Source organism: Pseudomonas caricapapayae, from assembly GCF_001400735.1.
In the GTDB taxonomy this organism is placed as follows: Bacteria; Pseudomonadota; Gammaproteobacteria; order Pseudomonadales; family Pseudomonadaceae; genus Aquipseudomonas; species Aquipseudomonas caricapapayae.
In genome coordinates this window covers 18,497-40,162 of record NZ_LJPW01000056.1, presented here as the reverse complement: position 1 = coordinate 40,162, position 21,666 = coordinate 18,497, and the positions used below count along the sequence as shown (strand labels likewise).

Sequence of the window (21,666 nt, the reverse complement as noted above, 5' to 3'; positions counted from 1 at the left end):
TTGAATCAGTTGGCAGACGGCCTGGCGTTCTTTTCAACCCAGGCAGCAAAGGCATTGATGAAGGTTTGCAAGAAAGGCCTGGTTTTTTCGGAGAGCGTGCCGGCCTCATCGAAGAAACTCGCGGCACCGCCCAGATAAGCCTCGGGCTGCTGAAGACACAGCACATCCAGGAACACCAGTGATTGACGCAGATGATGGTTGGCGCCAAAACCACCAACGGCACCCGGCGAAGCGCTTATGACCGCGCCCGGCTTGCCGCTGAAAGCGCTTTTTCCATAAGGGCGCGAGCCCACATCAATGGCGTTTTTCAGCGCCCCCGGCACTGAGCGGTTGTATTCCGGAGTCACGAACAGCACGCCATCGGCGGCACCCAGTTGTTCGCGGAAGGTGGTGTACGCAGGGGGCGGTGAGGTGCCATCGATGTCTTCGTTATACAGTGGCAAATCGCCAATTTCGACAATATTCAGCTTGAGGCTGGCAGGCGCAAGCTCCGCGAGAGCAAGCGCGATCTTGCGGTTGATGGAGTCTTTTCGAAGACTGCCGACCAATACGGCAATGGAATGAACCTGGCTCATGAAAATATCCGTCATCTGATTAAAGGGAGGATCAGGTATACAACAGCAGCCGGGGTTAGACGACTGTTGCCCCGGTCAATTCCCCGATCCCCCCGAACAGCGCGGATTATTTTTTACCGACTGGCAAACTCACCTATAGATCAGTGGTCTACTAGCGTCGATAGATTCGTAAACCAGCAGTTATATTCAGTTTCAGAGGTTACAGAGCAAATGGCTTCAGTTCTCGTCGGACAATTTCATGCCAGAGACGCCGAAGGTCGCGTTTACCCGGTGCATGAATTCCAGGAATCGCAGCCGGATGAGTTGCACGGCGGGCAGCCGGTGATCACCTACAGGCTGGCAATCGGTGATCGGGTCAAGCATTTGGGTGGCGAAGACTTTCAACTGGTGCAATCGGGCGTGAAAATCACCCGCACACCCACGTAATACCGGCAGAACTCCCGCTCAAGCTGCCGCAGCCAGCGGGAAGTCGTCAGTCCTGGAAGATCAGATACCAGAAGATAGCCGTCTCACGGGTGTTCGGATCTATGCCTCGATAGCGCATGTTATCCACCCCGCCTACCACGTATCCACACCGCTCATATAACCTGCAGGCACCAAGATTATTGTTCTGGGTTTCCAGAACGATACCGGGCAGATTGCGCTTGAGACTCCAGAATCGAGCGACATCGAGCAATGAGCGGGCTACCCCGTGACGACGTGCCGACTCGTCGACAGCAAGTTCATCAATGTAGGCGAATCCGCTCCAGTGAGTGCTCATCACGATATGGCCAACCGGGCGGTCGCCCAGCCAGGCAACCATCACCGAACTCGTACTGGCGTCACGATGATCGGCAAACTCCTGAGAATCGATACCGTAATTCTTGCTATACGGCTCGACCAGTTCGACCTGCCATGAGTCAACGCTTTCGCCGATACGCGGTTGGGCATAGCCAAGCACTGTAAACGTGAATTCGCTGTTGAGGATGTAGTCCTCGAAGCATTCGTCTGCAACCCGAATGCTCAAGGCAGGATTTGCCACGTTCATGTCACCACTCGCCGGTTTCTGTCAGGAAGACGCCTGCGCCGCTGCTTCCAGCATTTGTACCCACAGGGCAGGTGCACCGGAAGCCTTGGCGATGGTGCTCATACGTACTTCGTGCTCGGCCAGTTCACTTTCCGAAGCGCGAATGACGCGGCAAGGTGTGCGATCGGCAGGCAAGCGGCGAATTTCGCTGCCACGGTTGCCGGAGCCTTCACCGGACCCGTTGCCATCGGAGGCATTGCCAGCCAGCGACAGACTGGTCTGTCCGCCGGTCATTGCCAGATAGACGTCGGCCAGAATCTCGGAGTCGAGCAATGCGCCGTGCAGCTCACGGCCCGAGTTGTCGACGCCATAGCGTTTGCAGAGGGCATCCAGACTGTTGCGCTGACCCGGATGACGCTCGCGGGCCATCATCAGGGTGTCGAGGATCGAACAGTGACGGGTGATATCCGCCCTGTCCTGCGCGCCCATCAACGCAAATTCGTTGTTGATGAAGCCGACGTCGAACGCCGCGTTGTGAATGATCAACTGCGCGCCTTTGATGAATTCGAAAAATTCATCGGCGACTTCGGCAAACCGGGGTTTGCCGACCAGAAATTCGTTGGTGATACCGTGAACACCAATCGCGCCTTCGTCACTTTCGCGATCAGGTTGCAGGTACACATGAAAATGCCGACCGGTCAGACGGCGGCCAATCAACTCGACACAACCGATTTCGATGATGCGGTGACCATCTGTCACCGGCATACCGGTGGTTTCGGTATCGAGAACGATCGATCTGTTATCCAGGTTTTGCATTGCCATTGACTGTTGCCTCATGTACAGACCGCGATTCTAACACGCCGCAGCCGCTGGAAGCCTGTCGGATCTATCCAGGAGCGAAAGGGATGAACGTCAGCAGGCGCTTTCACAACATAAGAAGTTCGACGATTCTGCGCCAGACTCGTACAGCCTCTGAGTTGCGAATAAGGCAACGAAGTTGTGAGTTTTCGATTATTGCTGGTGCGCCTGCCACGTGCCCATACTCGAACCATCGGTAACAGGAGATCGATATGTGCCCTCTCTGGCAGCGCCTTCGCGATCAAGCCCGGCAGCTGACCGAGCGCAACCCGGTACTCAGCGATTACGCGACAAGCCATCTGTTGGCCTACTCGACGTTCGAGGATGCGCTCGCCGCGAACCTTGCCCGACAGATGCAGGCTCAAGCGAGCAATGTGCCACTGGAGAACTGGTTCAAGGCGATCATAAAGTCCAGCCCCTCCATTGCGCAGGCAGCGGCCGCCGACATCGAGCATCTACAGACAGTCAACCCTGCCTGCCCGGATCACCTCACCGCCTTTCTGACGTTTCGTGGCATACAGGCAGTTCAGGCGTACCGCATAGCCCATGTATTGTGGACGGAGGGCGATGTGCAAAGCGCGGTACTTGTACAGAACTGGGCGGCCACTACCTGGAGCATCGACATCCACCCGGCGGCGCGCCTTGGAAAATCCCTGTTTGTCGATCACGGCATTGGCCTTGTCATTGGGGAAACCGCCGTAGTCGAAGATGAAGTCAGTCTCTGGCACGGTGTCACGCTGGGCAGCACACTCAGCGAAGCAGGCGATCGCCATCCGAAAATCCGCAGAGGCGCGCTGATTTGCGCCGGAGCCACTGTGCTCGGAAACATCGAAGTGGGTGCCAGGGCCATCGTGGCAGCCAACTCGGTAGTGCTGAAGGCCGTTGCCGCAGGAGCGGTCGTCGCCGGTGTACCGGCAAAGGTGGTCGGCGATGCTCCGGACTCTCTTGCCACCTTCACAACCAAGTCCAAAGGCTGATCAGGAGCCATGATCATGACAGCAGCCGCGCAATTTCCTCAGGGTATCGATCATCCTCTTGTCACTGTGCGTAATCACGCCGAAGCCCTGAAGCTCTACCGGAAAATGGGCTTCGCCCCTTCTCCGGTCAGTTACCACCCGTGGGGAAGCGTGACATCGCTGATGATGTTCCCCAGCAATTTCATAGAATTGATCGGCGTCGAAGACCCTGCAAAGTTTGGCACACACTCGGTAAACGGCTTCTGCTTCGGACGTCAGCTGGGACAATTCCTGGACCGAGGCGAGGAAGGCGTTTCGCTGGTGGCGCTGCACAGCAAGGATGCCGATGCTGACCACGCGCGAATGACGCGGGCAGGGCTTGAAAGCCAGGGCCGTATCGATTTTCGCCGAAAAATGACACTTCCCGACGGCCGAGACGGTGAGGCCGTTGTTTCACTGGCGCTGTTTATCGATCCGGAACTTCCCGACGCCTCCAACTTCATCTGCCACCAGCACCGTCCGGAGTTGATCTGGGTTCGCGAATGGCAAAACCACCCAAATGGCGCAGACGGGATCCTCACGATCACTTATCTGGCAGACCCCAGGCTGCTTGAACCTCGCTGGCGAGCCATCTACGGCGATACCGTAAGGTACAACGGTGCTGTTCTGGAGGCGGATACCCGCTGCGGCCTGTTACGCGCTATCGATGCAGCGAAAGCTGCTGTGGAATTTCCGGGCATCGAACTGCCCAAGGTCGCAAGCGAACGCCCCCATGCCATAGCCATTCGAGTGCACACCACGAGCCTCACTGCGTTGCGCGCAATCCTGGAAAGCAACGATGTCCCGCATCGCGAAGTCCCGGGGCGTGTCTTTGTGGCGCCACACGCGGCAGGCAACGTCATCCTGGATTTCGTACAGAGCGTTTGACCGACACATTCAGTGCCGACCTGCCACTGGTGGTAAATTCAGCGTGCCAGCGGCCGAAGAAACACCAGCGCGTGCACGCCTGCCGGGGTTATCCGCGCTTGATGCCCCGCACTTCGTCAACGCCGCGGTTGGCAAGCTGGTCGGCACGCTCGTTGCCGGGATGGCCGATATGGCCACGTACCCACTGCCATTTCACGTTGTGCCGACTGACCTGCTCATCCAGCAATTGCCAAAGATCGGCATTTTTGACCGGCTCCTTGGCCGCGGTTTTCCAGCCGCGCTTCTTCCAGTTGGCCATCCACTCTGTAATGCCTTTCATCACGTACTGAGAGTCGGTCACCAGCGTCACTTCGCAGGGACGCTTGAGCTCTTCAAGCCCGCGAATCGCACCAGTCAGCTCCATCCGGTTATTGGTGGTATTGGCTTCGCCACCCCACAGCTCTTTCTCGACGCCTTTGCACACCAGCAAGGCGCCCCATCCGCCGGGGCCAGGATTACCCTTGCAGGCACCGTCGGTGAAGAGTTCAACGCTATCGCTCATTACGACCTTTCCAGAATGATGGGCTTCATGCGCAGCAGGGCATCGCTCAGGAATGATCCTGAGTATTGCGACTGACCTTGGCCATCGGCATGGGGATCAGCTTGCCGATAGGGTCGCGGCGTACCTGACGCACGGGCCTGAGGCCTACCACCAACTTGCGCGCTACCAGGAGATAGAAGCCGCCACCGAGGCTCTGACGCCCCTCGCCCAGGCTTTCGAGCCCTGCCAGGCGCGACTGCCATGCCGCTGAAGCAAGGGGCGGACGATAGCATCCGAAGCGCCGTTTCTCCAGCGCGAAGCCCAGCAGGTTGAGCCAGTCGGCCACCCGCGACGACGAGATACAGCGCGCCTTGCGCAGTGCATCGCGAGCGAATACGTGGCGCAAACCCCAGGTGCTCCACGGATTGATGCCGATGATCAGCAGGTGTCCGCCCGGGCGCACACTGCTGGCCGCTTCGCGCAGCAGACCGTGGGGCGACAGACAGAAATCCAGCCCATGTTGCAGCACCACGACATCGGCCGCGTGCTCGCTCAGTGGCCAGGCCTGCTCCTCGCAAACGATCTCGACACCCGGCAACGGCGCTCCGAGCCGCACATTGCGCTGCACTTGCGGCGCGACCGGCGGGGTTTCCGCCGAGGGGCCGTAATGCACCAGATAACCGCCGAAATACCGCCCCAGTTCTTCGTCGAGAACACGCCGTTCCTCTTCGAGCAGAAGCTGCCCCAACGGCCCCGAAAGCCATTCACGGGCAGCGCGGATCAATGCAAGCCACTCAGGATCGGCCTGAGCGAACGCTTCATCGGTCATGAGTTCTCCTCCAGAGGTGCTCGCGTACAGCGGCAACAGACTCTAAGATGCACCATTGTCCGCCGCTATGCGAACTGCGCCATGATACAGATCCATGCCCTTCCTGCTTTCAATGACAACTACATATGGTTGTTACAAGACCTTTCCAGCCGGCAGTGCGCCGTGGTCGATCCGGGTGACGCAAAGCCGGTAATGGGCTGGCTGGCGCAAAATCCCGACTATCGGCTTACCGATATCCTGATCACCCACCACCATAACGATCATGTCGGCGGTGTTGCGGAACTCAAACAGGCAACCCGGGCACGCGTACTCGGTCCCGCAGCGGAGAGCATCCCGGCACGCGACATCGCGCTGGCCGACCATGACCGGCTGACCGTACTCGGCCTTGAGTTTGTAGTGCACGCGGTTCCCGGTCATACGCTGGGGCATATCGCCTTCTATCATGAAGACGCCACGAGTCCCTTGCTGTTTAGCGGCGACACACTGTTCGCAGCAGGCTGTGGACGTCTTTTCGAGGGCACACCGCAGCAGATGCATGACTCCCTCTGCCGTCTGGCCGAACTGCCGGACAGCACCCTGATTTACTGCGCCCACGAATACACCCTGAGCAACCTGCGCTTCGCCCAGGCCGTGGAGCCCGACAATCTGGACATTGCCGAGCGCCTCGCGGAAGTGACCCGCTGGCGTAGTGAAAATCGCATCAGCCTTCCTTCTAATCTGGCGCTGGAGAAGCGTACCAATCCTTTCCTGCGCACACGGGAAACATCTGTTAAAGAAAAAGCGGACGAACGGAGCGGAGGACAAAACACCTCGCAGAGTGCGGTCTTTGCCAGCTTGAGGGCATGGAAAGATAAGTTCTGACGTGACCGTAAAACCGCAATAAAATTCTGAAAGGTTGACCGACGGCAGGCTGCTTCCTAGAATCGCCCGACATTTTCGTCTGGATGTACCCCCCGAACAATGTCGTCATCTATCAGCAAGCCTTCACATTCGGACGCATTGACTCGGTTGGCTCAGGCCATGGCTGTCACCGCGAGTGCGCTTCTGGCCGGTTGCCAGAGCACCGCCAGCGTCGATCCCGTCAGCAGCCACCGAGCGCCTAATCTGGCCGCCGGCATCAAGCAAAAACCGATTTTCCTGTCTCACAAGCCCACCACCCCGCTCGCCCCGCCACAGGATGTCTGGGAGCGCATGCGTCAGGGCTTTCAACTGCAACAAGGCAACGATCAGAACCCTCGCATCGATCAACAGCGTCTGTGGTTCGCCAACAACCCTTCCTTCCTGGAAAACGCTGGCGAGCGTGGCAGCCTGTACATGCACTACATCGTCGAGCGCCTTGAAGAGCGCAACATGCCGCTGGAGCTGGCCCTGCTTCCGGTCATCGAAAGCGCCTACAACCCGATGGCCGTTTCGCGTAGCCAGGCTGTAGGCCTGTGGCAGTTCATCCCGTCGACCGGGCGTTACTTCAACCTGCGTCAGACCAGCTTTTATGACGGACGTCGCGATATCCAGGCATCGACCGTTGCCGCACTGGATTACCTGACCCGCCTGCACGACATGTTCAACGGTGACTGGTTACTGGCCCTGGCAGCCTACAATGCTGGGGAAGGCACGGTGAGCCGTGCCATCGAACGCAATGACAAGCTGAACCTGCCGACCGACTACTGGAACCTGCCACTGCCACAGGAAACCCGGGATTACGTGCCCAAGCTGCTGGCGCTGTCTCAGGTCGTGCTGTCGCCGGAAGCCTACGGTGTCAACCTCAACCCGATCGCCAATCAGCCCTATTTCGAAGTCGTCGAGCTCAACAAGCGCGTCGATCTGTCCAAGGTCGCCAGCGCTGCCGACATTGACGAGGACGAGCTTATCCAGCTCAACCCCGCCTACAAGAAGCGCCTGACCGTCGATGGCCCCCAGCACCTGCTGGTGCCCACGTCCAAGGCGCAACTGCTGACGGCCAGCCTGCTTACCATGAAGCAGGAAGAACTGGTTGCCTGGCAGCCTTACCGCGTCCGCAAGGGCGACACGCTCGAAAGCCTGGCTAGCCGCTATCAGGTGACAGTCAGCTCGCTCAAGGGCAACAACAAGCTGGCGGGCAACCGGCTGAAAGTCGGTCAATCGCTGAGTATCCCGGTCAAGCCGGGAATGCAGACGTCACAGCCGGTGTTCGAAGCCCTGGCCAGCAATGAAAAACCGGCCCGCACCCGCACCTACAAGGTCAAAAGCGGCGACAACCTGACCACCATCGCGCAGGCCAACAAGGTCGATGTCGAAGATTTGCAACGCTGGAACAAGCTGACCGGCAAAAAGCTCAAGGTTGGGCAGGCACTGGTGATGCAGGACAACAGCAAGGCCACGGGCAAAGTCAGCAGCAAGGCGGTCGCCAGCGCCAGTGCGAAGGACGGCGAAAAGAAATCCATGCAGTACAAGATCCAGAAAGGCGACTCCATGTACCTGGTCGCCAAGCGCTTCAACGTCGAGATGCAGCATCTCAAGCGCTGGAATCCACGTAGCGGGCAGGCCCTCAAACCCGGCCAGACCCTGACCGTTTACCTGCCGCACTGATGACCGCGGCCACTTGCCCTTCAATAACCTTGGGGCGGGTGGCCAGCACAGTCCTGACCACGCCATCACCTGCAGTCTTTTTCCAGCTGGAACAAGCTGTTACTGTTAGCGACCCGAAAGCCCAAGTCGCCTGGATCGTGATACGTCCCTTCCTGCTAACCGTCAGCCTGGCCTTGAGCTTCTGCGCCAACGCAGCCATCACTGAAAGTCATGGCTACGCGCAGTTTGGTGTTCTCAAGTACCCGGCCAGCTTCACTCATTTCGACTGGGTCAATCCCGAGGCGCCGAAAGGTGGCACCTTGAGAATGATGGCGTTTGGCACGTTCGACACGCTCAACCCCTACACATTCAAGGGCAGCAGCCCGGTCTCTACCGGAAATTTCCTGCAGTACGGCGTCAACGAACTGAACGAGCCGTTGATGGTTGGCACGGGGCAGTATGACCCCTCCGGCGATGAACCGACCTCCAGTTACGGGCTGATCGCCCAGTCGGTCGAATACAGCGAGGACCGTAGCTGGGTGGTATTCAATCTGCGCCCACAGGCGCGCTTCCATGACGGTAAGCCGATCACCGCCTACGATGTGGCTTTTTCCTACCGGACACTGCTCAAGGACGGTCATCCTCAATACCGCACCGCCTTGCAGGAAGTGCAGCGCGTCGACATCCTAAATCGCCATCGCATCCGCTTTGTCTTCAAGCGTTCCGGCAACCCTCTGCTGATCCTGCGCCTGGGGGAGCTGCCGGTGCTGCCCCAGCATTACTGGAAGGACAGAGACTTCAAGGCGACTACCTTCGAGCCGCCGCTGGGCAGCGGCCCCTATCGCATCACGCGCGTGCAGCCCGGACGGCAACTGGTGTTCGAACGAGTCAAGGATTACTGGGGCAAGGACCTGCCGGTCAACCGTGGCAAATATAATTTCGACCGGGTCGACGTCGAGTTCTACCGTGATAGTGATGTGGCGTTCGAAGCCTTCAAGGCGGGCGAATTCGATATCTACATCGAGCATCAGGCCAAGAACTGGGCCAACGGTTACAACTTCCCGGCGGTAGCCAATGGTCAGGTGATCAAGGCACAGATTCCACACCGCATACCGACCCAGACCCAGGGTCTGTTCATGAACACCCGGCGCGCTGCCTTCGCGGATATCCGCGTACGCGAGGCACTGGGGCTGCTTTTCAATTTTGAATGGACCAACCGTACTCTCTTCAGCGACGCTTATGAGCGGTCGACCAGCTACTATCCCAACAGCGAATTTTCCGCCAGGGGACTGCCAACCGGAGCAGAATGGCTACTCTTGAGCCCCTATCGTGATCAGTTGCCCGCCAGCCTGTTCACCCAGCCGTTCACGCCCTCGAAAACCGATGGCGGTGGCATCCCGCGCGAAACCTTGCGCAAGGCCCTGAAACTGCTCGCCGACGCAGGCTGGACATTGTCGAACCAGGGTTTGCTCAACGCCGACAGACAACCGTTGCGTTTCGAGATACTGCTGGTCAACCCCAACCTTGAACGCATCCTGCAACCCTACATCGAAGACCTGCGACGCCTGGGGATCGACGCCGGGCTGCGCACCGTTGACCGTGCCCAGTATAAACAGCGCCTTGACCGGTTCGATTTCGACATGATTCTCATGACCCTGCAGCAAACGTTGAGCCCGGGTCTTGAGCAGTGGCAATACTTCCATTCCAGCCAGGCCGCCATCAACGGCAGCAAGAACTACGCAGGTATTGCCAACCCGGTGGTCGATGCCCTGCTGAACAAACTGCTGGCTGCGCAAACCCGTGACGAACAGGTGGCGGCTGCACGAGCCCTCGACCGCGTGCTACTGGCTCAGCATTACAGCATTCCCAACTGGTATCTGAACAATCATCGGCTTGCCTATCGCAACCGATTCGCCATGGTCACCACCCCGCCCTATACCCTGGGTCTGCGTGCGTGGTGGCTCAAGACTCTGGAGAAGCCCCGATGAACCCTCTGCATTCCCTGCGCCAACAGGCAGCCGGTCTGCTGCTGGCCGGCCTCGCTTGCACGGTACAGGCAGCGCCTCAGCATGGTGTGACGCTGTACGACGAAGCCCCCAAGTACCCGGCTGATTTCAAGCATTTCGATTACGTGAACCCGGACGCTCCCAAGGGTGGCACGTTCCGTCAGGCCGGCTTCGGCGGCTTTGACAGCCTCAACCCGTTTATCAACAAAGGCGTGCCGGCAGATGACATCGGCCTGATCTACGACACCCTGGCCCGTGCAAGCCTGGATGAACCGTTCAGTGAATACGGGCTGGTTGCCGGCAAAATCGAGAAAGCTCCGGACAACAGCTGGGTACGTTTCTACCTGCGCCCGGAAGCACGCTTTCACGACGGTCACCCGATCCGTGCCGAAGATGTGGAGTTCAGCTTCAAGACGCTGATGGAGCATGGGTCGCCCATGTACAAGGGCTATTACGCTGACGTCGATCAGGTTGTCGTCGAAGACCCGTTGCGCGTCCTGTTCAAATTCAAGCACAAGGGCAGCCGCGAAATGCCGCTGATTCTTGGCCAGTTGCCCGTACTGCCCAAACATTTCTGGGCAGACCGCGATTTCAGCAAGGGCAATCTGGAGTTCCCGCTGGGCAGCGGACCTTACAAGGTGGCCGATGTGAAGGCCGGACGTTCGGTGCGCTATGAACGGGTCAAGGATTACTGGGCCAGGGATCTGCCGATCAACAAGGGTTTCTACAACTTCGATGTGCTGACCACCGACTATTACCGTGACAACACGGTTGCACTGGAAGCTGGCAAGGCCGGGCAATTCGATTATTGGGTGGAAACCAGTGCCAAGAACTGGGCGACCGCGTATGACACGCCAGCTGTCAGGGACGGCAGACTGATCAAGGAGGAGCTGCCCAACGGCAATCCGACCGGCATGCAGGGTTTTGTCTTCAACCTGCGCAAACCCGTGTTTCAAGATGCCAGAGTACGTGAAGCACTGACACTGCTACTGGATTTCGAGTGGACCAACAAACAGCTGTTCAACGGCTCCTACAGTCGTACTAAAAGTTATTTCGACAACTCGGAAATGGCCTCCAGCGGCCTGCCGTCTGCCGCAGAACTCAAAATTCTTGAACCATTGCGCGGCAAGATTCCGGATCGAGTGTTCACCGAACCCTTTACGCTGCCGGTAACCGATGGCAGCGGCATGATTCGCCCACAGCAACGCAGGGCCTTCCAGTTGTTACAGGAAGCGGGCTGGAAGATCGTCGACGACAAGATGGTCGACGCCCAGGGCAACCCGGTGAAGCTGGAGTTTCTGATTGCCCAGACCGAATTCGAGCGCATCCTGCTGCCTTACAAACGCAACCTGAGCGACCTGGGCATTGACCTGGTGATTCGTCGGGCTGACGTATCGCAATACATCAACCGTTTGCGTTCACGGGACTACGACATGATTGTCAGCGGCTATCCGCAGTCCAGCTCTCCCGGCAACGAGCAGCGCGTGTACTTCGATTCATCCAGCGCCGATAATCCGGGCAGTCGCAATTTCATGGGGCTCAAGGACCCGGCTATCGACTCGCTGGTCGCCGGCCTGATCAACGCCGACTCCCGTGAGAGCCTTGTCACCCATACCAAAGCGCTGGACCGCGTACTGCTGTGGGGCTTCTATGTTGTTCCCAACTGGCACATCAAAACCTGGCGGGTGGCTTACTGGAACCACATCGATCACCCGAAAGCCAAGGCGCTTTCCGATATCGGCCTGATGACCTGGTGGGCGAAGCCAGACGTCCGTCCGGTCACCGCGACCCCGTCAGCCACTGATCAGGCCAGTCCTGCGAACGCGGAGCAATAATATGCTGGCTTATATTCTGCGACGGCTGCTGTTGATCATCCCTACCCTGCTCGGCATCCTGATCATCAACTTCGTCATCATTCAGGCCGCGCCGGGTGGCCCGGTCGAACAAATGATCGCCAAGATCGAAGGCTTCGATGGGGCCACCAGCCGGATTGCCGGTGGCGGTGCCGAAGTGTCGGTGGCGGGCTCCAACTACCGTGGTGCGCAAGGCCTGGACCCCGCGCTGATCAAGGAAATCGAACGCATGTACGGTTTCGATAAATCGGCACCGGAGCGCCTGTGGATCATGATCAAGAACTACGCCACGCTGGATTTCGGCGACAGCTTCTTTCGTGATGCCAAAGTGATCGACCTGATCATCGAGAAAATGCCGGTCTCCATCTCACTGGGCTTATGGAGCACCCTGATCATGTACTTGGTGTCGATCCCGCTGGGGATCGCCAAGGCCACGCGCCACGGCAGCCAGTTCGACGTCTGGACCAGCTCGGCGATCATCGTCGGCTATGCCATCCCCGCGTTTCTGTTTGCGATTCTGCTGATCGTGGTGTTTGCCGGGGGCAGCTATTTCAACTGGTTCCCGTTGCGGGGGCTGACCTCTAACAACTACGACGAACTGAGCACGCCGGGCAAGATCTTCGATTATTTCTGGCACCTGGTACTACCAGTCACTGCGCTGGTAATCGGCAACTTCGCCACCATGACGCTGCTGACCAAAAACAGCTTTCTGGACGAGATCAGCAAGCAATACGTGACCACAGCCAAGGCCAAGGGCCTGAGCAACCACAAGGTGCTCTACGGCCATGTGTTTCGCAACGCAATGTTGCTGGTGATTGCCGGTTTCCCGTCTGCGTTCATCGGCATCTTCTTCACCGGCTCGTTACTGGTAGAGGTGATCTTTTCGCTGGATGGGCTGGGCCTGATGAGCTTTGAAGCCGCTATCAACCGCGATTACCCGGTCGTGTTCGGCACCTTGTTCATCTTCACTCTGCTGGGGCTGGTGGTGAAGCTGATCGGTGACATCACCTACACCCTGGTAGACCCGCGCATCGACTTCGAAAGCAGGAAGCATTGATATGAAGCTGTCTCCTCTCAATCGCCGTCGCTTCGAACGCTTCAAAGCCAACAGGCGTGGCTGGTGGTCGTTGTGGCTGTTCCTGATTCTGTTCGGCCTGAGCCTGGGTGCCGAACTGATCGCCAACGATAAGCCGCTGGCCGTACGCTACGATGGCCACTGGTATTTCCCCGTGCTGGAGCGTTACCCGGAAACCACCTTCGGGGGCGAGTTCCCGCTGGAAGCCAACTACAAGAGCCCGTACATCAAGGAGCTGCTTGCGGCGAAAGACGGCTGGACCCTCTGGGCCCCCATCCCGTTCAGCTACCAGAGCATCAACTACGACCTGAAAGTGCCTGCCCCTGCGCCACCGTCCCGGGAAAACCTGTTGGGTACCGACGATCAGGGCCGTGATGTATTGGCGCGAGTGATCTATGGCTTCAGGATTTCCGTGCTGTTCGCCCTGACCCTGACCATCCTCAGTTCGATCATCGGCGTCATCGCAGGTGCTTTGCAGGGCTTTTATGGCGGCTGGGTCGACTTGCTCGGCCAGCGCTTTCTGGAAGTCTGGTCGGGCCTGCCCGTGCTGTACCTGCTGATCATCCTTGCCAGCTTCGTGCAGCCCAACTTCTGGTGGCTGCTGGGCATCATGCTGCTGTTCTCCTGGATGAACCTGGTGGATGTGGTGCGCGCAGAATTTCTGCGTGGCCGAAATCTTGAATACGTGCGAGCCGCGCGGGCACTGGGCATGGAAAACGGCGCAATCATGTTCCGTCATATCCTGCCCAATGCGATGGTCTCGACCATGACCTTCATGCCGTTCATCCTCACCGGGGCCATCGGCACATTGACGGCGCTCGACTTCCTGGGCTTTGGCCTGCCCGCAGGGTCGCCCTCACTGGGCGAACTGGTGGCGCAGGGCAAATCCAACCTGCAGGCACCCTGGCTGGGCATCAGCGCGTTCGCGGTACTGGCCATCATGCTGAGCTTGCTGGTGTTCATCGGCGAATCCGCCCGCGATGCTTTCGACCCAAGGAAATAAGATGAGCAATGACAATCTGATCGAAATCCGCGATCTGGCGGTCGAGTTCGTGACGGGCGACTCACGGCAACGAGTGGTCGAGAACATCAACTTCGACATCCGTCGGGGTGAAACCCTGGCGCTGGTAGGCGAAAGCGGCTCGGGAAAATCAGTTACCGCGCATTCGATCCTGCGCCTGCTGCCCTACCCTATCGCCAGCCATCCGAGCGGCACTATTCGCTACGCCGGTGAAGACCTGCTGAAAGTGGAAGAGAAAAAACTGCGCTCGATCCGTGGCAACCGCATCGCCATGATCTTCCAGGAACCGATGACGTCGCTGAACCCGCTGCACTCGGTCGAAAAACAGATCAACGAGGTACTGGGACTGCACAAGGGCCTGACCGGCAAGGCCGCCACACAGCGCACGCTGGAGCTTCTTGAGCTGGTGGGCATTCCTGAGCCACACAAACGCCTCAAAGCCCTGCCACACGAGCTGTCAGGCGGGCAGCGCCAGCGCGTGATGATTGCGATGGCCCTCGCCAATGAACCTGAATTGCTGATTGCAGACGAACCGACCACGGCACTGGATGTTACGGTCCAGCTGAAAATCCTCGAATTGCTCAAGCAATTGCAGGCTCGGCTGGGGATGGCGTTGCTGCTTATCAGCCACGACCTGAACGTGGTGAGGCAAATAGCCAACCGCGTATGTGTCATGCAGCGCGGTTGCATCGTCGAACAGGCATCGTGTGAAGAATTGTTCCGTTCACCGCAACACCCCTACACCAAAGTGTTGCTCAGTGCAGAACCCAGCGGCGGCCCCTCGACCAATCCGGCCGGTGCACCGCTGCTTGAAGTCGAGGACCTGAAAGTCTGGTTCCCGATCAAAAAAGGCCTGCTCAAACGTACAGTCGACCACGTCAAGGCGGTGGATGGCATACGTTTCAGCCTGCCGCAAGGGCAAACGCTGGGTATTGTGGGTGAAAGCGGATCGGGCAAATCGACATTGGGGCTGGCGATTCTTCGACTGATTGGCAGTCAGGGCACCATACGGTTCAAGGGCAACGCGCTAGAATCCCTGTCGCAACAGCAGATCCGTCCGCTGCGCAGGCAGATGCAGGTGGTGTTCCAGGATCCGTTCGGCAGTTTGAGCCCACGCATGTCGGTGGGTGAAATCGTTGGCGAAGGCTTGCGAATCCACGGCATGGGCACGGCCGCCGAGCAACAGGCGGCGATCGTCGAAGCACTCAGGGAGGTTGGGCTGGATCCGGATACCCGGCACCGCTACCCTCATGAGTTCTCCGGGGGGCAACGACAGCGGATCGCCATTGCACGTGCGCTGGTGTTGAAACCGGCGCTGATTTTGCTGGACGAGCCGACGTCGGCACTCGACCGGACCGTGCAGCGTCAGGTCGTCGAGCTGCTTCGCACGCTGCAAGCCAAGTACAATCTGACGTATTTGTTCATCAGCCATGACCTGGCTGTCGTCAAAGCGCTGAGCCACCAGTTGATGGTGGTCAAGCAAGGCCAAGTGGTCGAACAGGGTGCAGCGCAGGATATCTTCGCCGCACCGCAACATCCTTATACACAACAGCTGCTGGAAGCCGCCTTTTTGGCACCGGTAGCTGTCGATTAACCTGAAGAGGAACAACACATGGGTTTTCTCGCCGGTAAGCGCGTCCTGATCGTCGGTGTCGCCAGTAAACTGTCCATCGCATCCGGCATTGCTGCCGCCATGCATCGTGAAGGTGCAGAGCTTGCTTTCACCTACCAGAACGACAAGCTCAAGGGCCGTGTCGAAGAGTTCGCCGCAGGCTGGGGCTCAGGTCCTGAATTGTGCTTCCCTTGCGATGTAGCCAGCGACGAAGAGATCAACAAGGTCTTTGAAGAGCTGAGCAAGAAGTGGGACGGCCTGGACGTGATCGTTCACTCGGTCGGCTTTGCGCCGGGCGATCAGCTTGATGGCGACTTCACCGAGGCTACCACTCGTGAAGGTTTCCGCATTGCTCACGACATCAGCGCCTACAGCTTCGTAGCGCTGGCCAAGGCCGGTCGTGAAATGATGAAAGGCCGCAATGGCAGCCTGCTGACCCTGTCCTATCTGGGCGCAGAACGCACCATGCCTAACTACAACGTCATGGGCATGGCCAAGGCCAGTCTGGAAGCCGGCGTTCGTTACCTGGCCGGCAGCCTCGGCCCGGAAGGTACACGCGTCAATGCGGTATCGGCTGGCCCGATCCGCACCCTGGCAGCGTCAGGCATCAAGAACTTCCGCAAGATGCTGGCCGCCAACGAAGCGCAGACGCCTCTGCGCCGCAACGTGACCATCGACGAAGTCGGCAATGCCGGCGCGTTCCTGTGTTCGGACCTGGCATCGGGCATCAGCGGTGAGATCATGTACGTTGACGGCGGCTTCAACACTACCGCGATGGGCAGCATGGAAGAGTAAGACGGCAAGCGCCGCTCCTTGAGCGGCATTTCCCGCAGACGACTTTCCTGCACTCAAAAAGAAGGCCGCTCAATGAGCGGCCTTTTTTGTGCGAGTCTCGAAATGCTTAGAACTTCTCGATCTTCGCTTTGCTTTCCAGCTGTGCACGGTAGGCAGCGAAATCCTGCTGACCCGCACGCGACGCGAGGAAGCGACGGTATTGCGCCTTTTCCGCATCAGTCGGTGCAGCAGCCTGATTCACGCCATTGAGGCGCACGATCACAAAACTGCCATCGGTTGCGGTAATGCTGGCGAATTCCGGTTTGTCCTTGCCATGCGGCTTGGGCATGCGGAATAGCGTCTGCAGTACCTGAGGATCAACACCCTCCTGACTGCGAGTCACCGCTTCCATTACTTTCCACTCACGTCCGTCCTGTTTCGCAGCCAGAGGGATCTTGCCATCACGCAGGCCCGCCAGCAGCGCCTCACCCTTGGCCTTCACCGCAGCGGTAGCGTGCTCTTTGACAAGTTGCGCGCGAATCGAGCCGGCAACGCTTTCAAGGGGCAGCTGTTGCGGTTGCAGATGCTCTTTGGAGCGCACCACCACAACGGTCTCAGGATCCAGCTCAAGCGTATTGCTGTTGGAACCCTCCTCCAGCACTTCCGGACTGAACGCAGCCTGGATGACGGCGCGATTGGCTGTCAGACCTTCGCCGCCTTCACGACCGAATGGCGCAGTGGTCTGAACCTTCAGGCCCAGGTCCTGTGCCGGCTGGGACAGGTCGGATGACTCGAATGCAGAGTCTTCCAGCTGCTTGGTCACTTCGACAAACTTCTGTTCAACCAGCTGCGATTTCAGATCGGTGGTCAGCTTGTCTTTCAGACTGGCGAAAGTCGGTACCGAAGGGGCCTCGACGCCCAGCAGCTTGATCAGATGCCAGCCGAAGTCGGTACGCACTGGCTGGGAAACCTGATCCTTGTTCAAGGCGTACAACGCGTCTTCGAAAGCAGGGTCGTAAACACCCTTGCCCGCAAAGCCAAGATCACCGCCCTTGCTGGAAGAACCAGGGTCCTGCGAGTACTCCTTGGCCAGTGCCGCAAAATCCTCACCTTTGGCCAGACGCTGTTGAATTTCTTCAATCTTCGCCTTGGCCTGCTCATCGTTCAGCTTGTCGTTCACTTCGATCAGGATGTGAGCAGCACGACGCTGTTCGGACAAGTTGGCGATTTCTTTCTGATAAGCCGCCTGCAAGTCCTCATCCTTGACCTGCACCTTGTCGAAGAAAGACGACTTCTTCAGTTCGATGTAATCAAGTACGACCTGCTCAGGACTCATGAACTCCTTGGCATGCTGGTCGTAATGCGCCTTGACTTCGTCGTCGGTCACTTTGACTGCCGAGGTATCGGCAGGCAGCGTCAGCGAAGCGAAGTCACGCGTCTGCTTTTCCAGACGAGCGAAAGCGTCAACCTGTGCGTCGGTTACAAACGCACTGCCCGCAACACCTGCACGCACCTGGCCGATGAGCATTTCCTGCCCAAGCATCTGGCGGAACTGCAGACGGCTGTAACCCAGCTGGCGAATGACCTGATCGAAACGGTCTGCACTGAACTTGCCATCGACCTGAAACTCGGGCGTCTGCAGAAGCTGCTGATCGAGTGCCGCGTCGGAAAACGAGAACTTCGCATCCGTCGCGCCCTGGAGCAGCAGTTTGCGGTCGATCAAGCCTTTGAGAGCCGACTCACGCAACAGCTTTTCATCCAGCATGGCAGGATCGAAATCCTTGCCCAACTGCTGTGCAAGCTGCTGAGCCAACTGGCGGCGCTGCATGTCCACGGCCTGACTCAACTCATTCTGAGAAATGTCCTCGCCGTTGACTTCTGCAGCATTCTGCTTGTTGCTGGTAGCGGTAAACATCGCCTCGATGCCGGTGAAAGCCATCAACGCGATGATGATTCCGATGATTGTCTTGGCAATCCAGCCTTGTGAATTGTCCCTGATGTTCTGCAGCATTGCGTCCCCCAAAACGGTTGTACTGACTAACCAACCGCGGAGCGTGGGTAGAAAGCGGATAGAAGAAAGGCGCATCCGAGGATGCGCCTTCTCGTAACTGACGAAGCGGTAGGGCTCGAACCCTTCGGTGTCGCAACCGAATGCACCACCGCTCCGCTACTGGATCAGGACAGACCTGGTCCAGCGGGCAAAGGCATCAAGACGCTTAGTTGACAGCTTCTTTGAGGGCTTTACCGGCTTTGAAACCTGGTTTTTTAGCAGCAGCAATTTCCAGCGTCTTACCGGTCTGCGGGTTGCGACCGATGCGAGCAGGACGATCAGTCACGGAGAACGTACCAAAGCCAACCAAAACAACCGAGTCGCCAGCCTTCAGAGCGCCAGTGACGGATTCGATCACTGCGTCCAGCGCACGGCCAGCAGCAGCTTTCGGGATATCAGCAGATGCAGCGATAGCATCAATCAGTTCCGACTTGTTCACTCTAAGTCCCCTTATCTCTATATTGAGTATGTTTCTAAGTTTTAGGTGTTAAGCAAAACGAGCGCTGGAAGGCTTGCTGGAGCTTGCTTTAAAGAGCCGCTTTATAACAAGGGCTCTAAAAAGCTGTCAAGGAAGCCTGTCCAGTCTTAATGCGTGCTAATTCTGTCCTTAGAGTCAGACTCGCGTTTTTCTTCCTTTGCGACCAGATCTGTAGCCACGTCCGGCAACGGCTCCGGCGCGTATTGCAGCGCAATTTGCAGGACTTCGTCAATCCATTTAACGGGCTTGATCTGCAGATCCTGCTTGATATTGTCAGGAATCTCCTTCAAATCACGCACGTTTTCTTCCGGAATGATCACTGTCTTGATTCCGCCGCGATGCGCAGCCAGAAGTTTTTCCTTCAGACCACCAATCGCCAGTACCTGCCCGCGCAGAGTAATTTCGCCCGTCATCGCCACATCCGCACGCACCGGTATCTGCGTAAGCGCCGATACAAGCGCAGTGCACATACCGACGCCAGCGCTTGGTCCATCCTTCGGCGTAGCGCCTTCAGGCATGTGGATATGCGTGTCGTGCTTCTCGTGGAAATCCGCTGGAATGCCCAGGCTACGGGCACGACTGCGTACCACGGTCTGAGCTGCGGTAATGGATTCGACCATCACATCGCCCAGCGAACCGGTCTTGATCAACTGCCCCTTGCCCGATACAACCGCAGCCTCGATGGTCAGCAACTCACCGCCCACCTGAGTCCAGGCCAGGCCGGTAACCTGACCGATCTGGTCCTGCTGCTCTGCCAGACCGTAGCGGAACTTGCGCACGCCAAGGAAGTGTTCAAGCATCTCTGCGGTGACCTGCACAGCGAAGCGCTTTTCCATCGCGTGCTCTTTGACTGCCTTGCGGCAGACCTTGGCAATCTGACGTTCGAGCCCGCGCACACCGGCTTCACGGGTGTAATAGCGGATGATGTCGCGGATCGCTTCCTCGTCGAAGCTTATCTCGCCTTTCTTGAGACCATTGGCCTGAATCTGTTTTGGCGAAAGGTATTTGACGGCAATGTTGATCTTTTCGTCTTCGGTGTAACCCGGCAGACGGATGACTTCCATCCGGTCCAGCAAGGCTGGCGGGATGTTCATCGAGTTCGACGTGCACAGGAACATCACATCGGAAAGATCGTAATCGACCTCAAGGTAGTGATCGTTGAAATTGTGGTTCTGTTCAGGGTCCAGAACCTCGAGCAATGCCGAGGCAGGATCGCCACGCATGTCACTGCCCATCTTATCGATTTCGTCGAGCAGGAACAGCGGGTTGCGGACACCCACCTTTGTCATCTTTTGTATCAATCTTCCTGGCATCGACCCGATATAAGTTCGACGGTGACCACGAATTTCGGCTTCATCACGCACTCCGCCCAGCGCCATACGCACAAACTTGCGATTGGTTGCATTGGCGATGGACTCTGCCAGAGAGGTTTTACCCACACCAGGAGGACCTACCAGACACAGCACAGGTCCACGAATCTTCTTCACACGCTTCTGTACGGCGAGGTATTCAAGAATGCGTTCCTTGACCTCGTCCAGACCATAATGATCGGCATCGAGAATCGCCTCGGCGCGCGCAAGATCAAGACGTACTTTGCTCTGCGCCTTCCACGGCACCTGAACCAGCCAGTCGATGTAGGAACGTACTACCGTCGCCTCAGCCGACATCGGCGACATTTGCTTGAGCTTGTTCAGCTCGGCAGTCGCCTTGGTCAGCGCATCCTTGGGCAGGCCGGCAGCGTCGATACGCTTTTTCAGCTCTTCGATTTCGTTATGGCCTTCGTCGCCATCGCCCAGTTCTTTCTGAATGGCCTTCATCTGCTCATTCAGATAGTACTCGCGCTGGCTGCGCTCCATTTGCTTCTTAACGCGACCGCGAATGCGCTTTTCAACCTGCAGCAGGTCTATTTCGGCATCCAGCAAGGCCAGCACGTGCTCGACACGCGCTGAGAGGTCGATAATCTCGAGGATTTCCTGCTTCTGCTCGATCTTGAGCGCCATGTGCGCTGCCATGGTGTCAACCAGGCGACCGGGCTCGTCGATGCTGTTAAGCGACGAGAGCACCTCTGCAGGGACTTTCTTGCCCAATTGCACATACTGCTCGAACTGAGCCAGCAGGCTGCGCACAAACACTTCAGACTCACGATCCGGCGCATCGACTTCGTCGATCAGCGCAACGTCTGCACGGTAATGACCATCGACTTCGATGAAGCGCTCTACCGACCCGCGCTGTTCACCTTCGACCAGCACCTTGACGGTGCCGTCAGGCAGTTTCAGCAACTGCAGCACGGTGGCAATGGTGCCGACGCTGTACAGAGCCTTTTCATCAGGATCGTCGTCAGCAGGGTTTCTTTGCGCGAGCAGCAGGATCTGCTTGTCGCCTGTCATTGCCGCTTCAAGGGCTTCGATAGACTTCTCGCGCCCCACGAACAGCGGGATAACCATGTGCGGATAAACCACAACATCACGCAATGGCAAGAGAGGCAATTCAATAGTGGTCTTCATGATTTCGCCTCTACGGCGGCCAATCGGCCGGGACAGATGGAATTAGCTTGAAGCCAAGATGGGGGTAGCGTCCAAAAA

Annotated in this window: 20 protein-coding genes; 12 read left to right on the top strand and 8 right to left on the bottom strand. The window is 57.9% G+C overall.

The window, feature by feature from the left end; translation table 11 throughout:
- Positions 1-5: 5 nt before the first annotated feature.
- Positions 6-575: an NADPH-dependent FMN reductase gene (locus ALO80_RS08235; RefSeq protein WP_055006623.1), complete on the bottom strand. Its 570-nt coding sequence runs from the start codon at positions 573-575 to the stop codon at positions 6-8.
- Positions 576-785: 210 nt separating this feature from the next.
- Here ALO80_RS08235 and ALO80_RS08230 point away from each other — a divergent pair, with 210 nt between their 5' ends.
- Entirely contained in the window at positions 786-1,001 is a 216-nt protein-coding gene (locus ALO80_RS08230) for a hypothetical protein (protein ID WP_054987175.1), read from the top strand.
- A gap of 46 nt (positions 1,002-1,047) precedes the next feature.
- On the opposite strand, the gene ALO80_RS08225 is transcribed toward ALO80_RS08230, so the two are convergent.
- Positions 1,048-1,602 carry a GNAT family N-acetyltransferase gene (locus tag ALO80_RS08225; protein WP_055008610.1) on the bottom strand — a complete coding sequence of 185 codons (555 nt, stop codon included), beginning with the start codon at positions 1,600-1,602 and terminating at the stop codon, positions 1,048-1,050.
- 21 nt (positions 1,603-1,623) lie between these two features.
- Positions 1,624-2,403, bottom strand: coding sequence for a DNA polymerase III subunit epsilon (gene dnaQ, locus ALO80_RS08220; protein ID WP_054987173.1), 780 nt, complete (start codon positions 2,401-2,403; stop codon positions 1,624-1,626).
- 248 nt (positions 2,404-2,651) lie between these two features.
- Here dnaQ and epsC point away from each other — a divergent pair, with 248 nt between their 5' ends.
- Positions 2,652-3,416, top strand: coding sequence for a serine O-acetyltransferase EpsC (epsC, locus tag ALO80_RS08215; RefSeq protein ID WP_055008609.1), 765 nt, complete (start codon positions 2,652-2,654; stop codon positions 3,414-3,416).
- Between the two features lie 15 nt (positions 3,417-3,431).
- Entirely contained in the window at positions 3,432-4,322 is an 891-nt protein-coding gene (locus ALO80_RS08210) for a VOC family protein (protein ID WP_055008608.1), read from the top strand.
- Positions 4,323-4,410: 88 nt separating this feature from the next.
- Here ALO80_RS08210 and rnhA read toward each other — a convergent pair whose 3' ends face one another.
- Complete coding sequence (gene rnhA, locus ALO80_RS08205) at positions 4,411-4,863, bottom strand: ribonuclease HI (protein ID WP_055008607.1); 453 nt, start codon at positions 4,861-4,863, stop codon at positions 4,411-4,413.
- Positions 4,864-4,909: 46 nt separating this feature from the next.
- A complete protein-coding gene (locus ALO80_RS08200; RefSeq protein ID WP_055008606.1) occupies positions 4,910-5,671 on the bottom strand; it encodes a methyltransferase domain-containing protein in 762 nt (253 codons plus the stop codon).
- 81 nt (positions 5,672-5,752) lie between these two features.
- Here ALO80_RS08200 and gloB point away from each other — a divergent pair, with 81 nt between their 5' ends.
- The 8 genes from gloB to fabI all read left to right on the top strand — a co-directional run bounded on the left by gloB (position 5,753) and on the right by fabI (position 16,577).
- Positions 5,753-6,532 carry a hydroxyacylglutathione hydrolase gene (gene gloB / locus ALO80_RS08195; protein WP_054987168.1) on the top strand — a complete coding sequence of 260 codons (780 nt, stop codon included), beginning with the start codon at positions 5,753-5,755 and terminating at the stop codon, positions 6,530-6,532.
- A 99-nt stretch (positions 6,533-6,631) separates the two neighbouring features.
- On the top strand, positions 6,632-8,236 hold the full coding sequence (locus ALO80_RS08190) for a LysM peptidoglycan-binding domain-containing protein (RefSeq protein ID WP_054987167.1): 1,605 nt from the start codon (positions 6,632-6,634) through the stop codon (positions 8,234-8,236).
- Positions 8,237-8,373: 137 nt separating this feature from the next.
- Complete coding sequence (locus ALO80_RS08185) at positions 8,374-10,203, top strand: extracellular solute-binding protein (protein WP_055008617.1); 1,830 nt, start codon at positions 8,374-8,376, stop codon at positions 10,201-10,203.
- Positions 10,200-12,056 carry an extracellular solute-binding protein gene (locus tag ALO80_RS08180; RefSeq protein WP_055008605.1) on the top strand — a complete coding sequence of 619 codons (1,857 nt, stop codon included), beginning with the start codon at positions 10,200-10,202 and terminating at the stop codon, positions 12,054-12,056. Before ALO80_RS08185 ends, ALO80_RS08180 begins: the two co-directional genes overlap by 4 nt.
- A gap of 1 nt (position 12,057) precedes the next feature.
- A complete protein-coding gene (locus ALO80_RS08175) occupies positions 12,058-13,131 on the top strand; it encodes a microcin C ABC transporter permease YejB (RefSeq protein ID WP_054987165.1) in 1,074 nt (357 codons plus the stop codon).
- A gap of 1 nt (position 13,132) precedes the next feature.
- A complete protein-coding gene (locus tag ALO80_RS08170) occupies positions 13,133-14,152 on the top strand; it encodes an ABC transporter permease (RefSeq protein ID WP_002552741.1) in 1,020 nt (339 codons plus the stop codon).
- A gap of 1 nt (position 14,153) precedes the next feature.
- Positions 14,154-15,764, top strand: a complete 1,611-nt coding sequence (locus ALO80_RS08165) for an ABC transporter ATP-binding protein (RefSeq protein ID WP_055008604.1) — start codon at positions 14,154-14,156, stop codon at positions 15,762-15,764.
- A gap of 18 nt (positions 15,765-15,782) precedes the next feature.
- Positions 15,783-16,577: an enoyl-ACP reductase FabI gene (fabI, locus tag ALO80_RS08160; RefSeq protein ID WP_054987162.1), complete on the top strand. Its 795-nt coding sequence runs from the start codon at positions 15,783-15,785 to the stop codon at positions 16,575-16,577.
- Positions 16,578-16,683: 106 nt separating this feature from the next.
- Here the strand turns inward: fabI and ALO80_RS08155 are convergent, their stop codons facing one another.
- Positions 16,684-18,567, bottom strand: coding sequence for a SurA N-terminal domain-containing protein (locus ALO80_RS08155; RefSeq protein WP_054987161.1), 1,884 nt, complete (start codon positions 18,565-18,567; stop codon positions 16,684-16,686).
- An 81-nt stretch (positions 18,568-18,648) separates the two neighbouring features.
- Here ALO80_RS08155 and ALO80_RS32175 point away from each other — a divergent pair, with 81 nt between their 5' ends.
- Complete coding sequence (locus tag ALO80_RS32175) at positions 18,649-18,780, top strand: hypothetical protein (RefSeq protein ID WP_259641120.1); 132 nt, start codon at positions 18,649-18,651, stop codon at positions 18,778-18,780.
- Here ALO80_RS32175 and ALO80_RS08150 read toward each other — a convergent pair.
- Both ALO80_RS08150 and lon read right to left on the bottom strand, forming a co-directional pair.
- Complete coding sequence (locus ALO80_RS08150; RefSeq protein ID WP_002552737.1) at positions 18,773-19,045, bottom strand: HU family DNA-binding protein; 273 nt, start codon at positions 19,043-19,045, stop codon at positions 18,773-18,775. The two genes, ALO80_RS32175 and ALO80_RS08150, sit on opposite strands and share 8 nt — an antisense overlap.
- 146 nt (positions 19,046-19,191) lie before the next feature.
- Complete coding sequence (gene lon / locus ALO80_RS08145; RefSeq protein WP_055008603.1) at positions 19,192-21,588, bottom strand: endopeptidase La; 2,397 nt, start codon at positions 21,586-21,588, stop codon at positions 19,192-19,194.
- Positions 21,589-21,666: the final 78 nt, after the last annotated feature.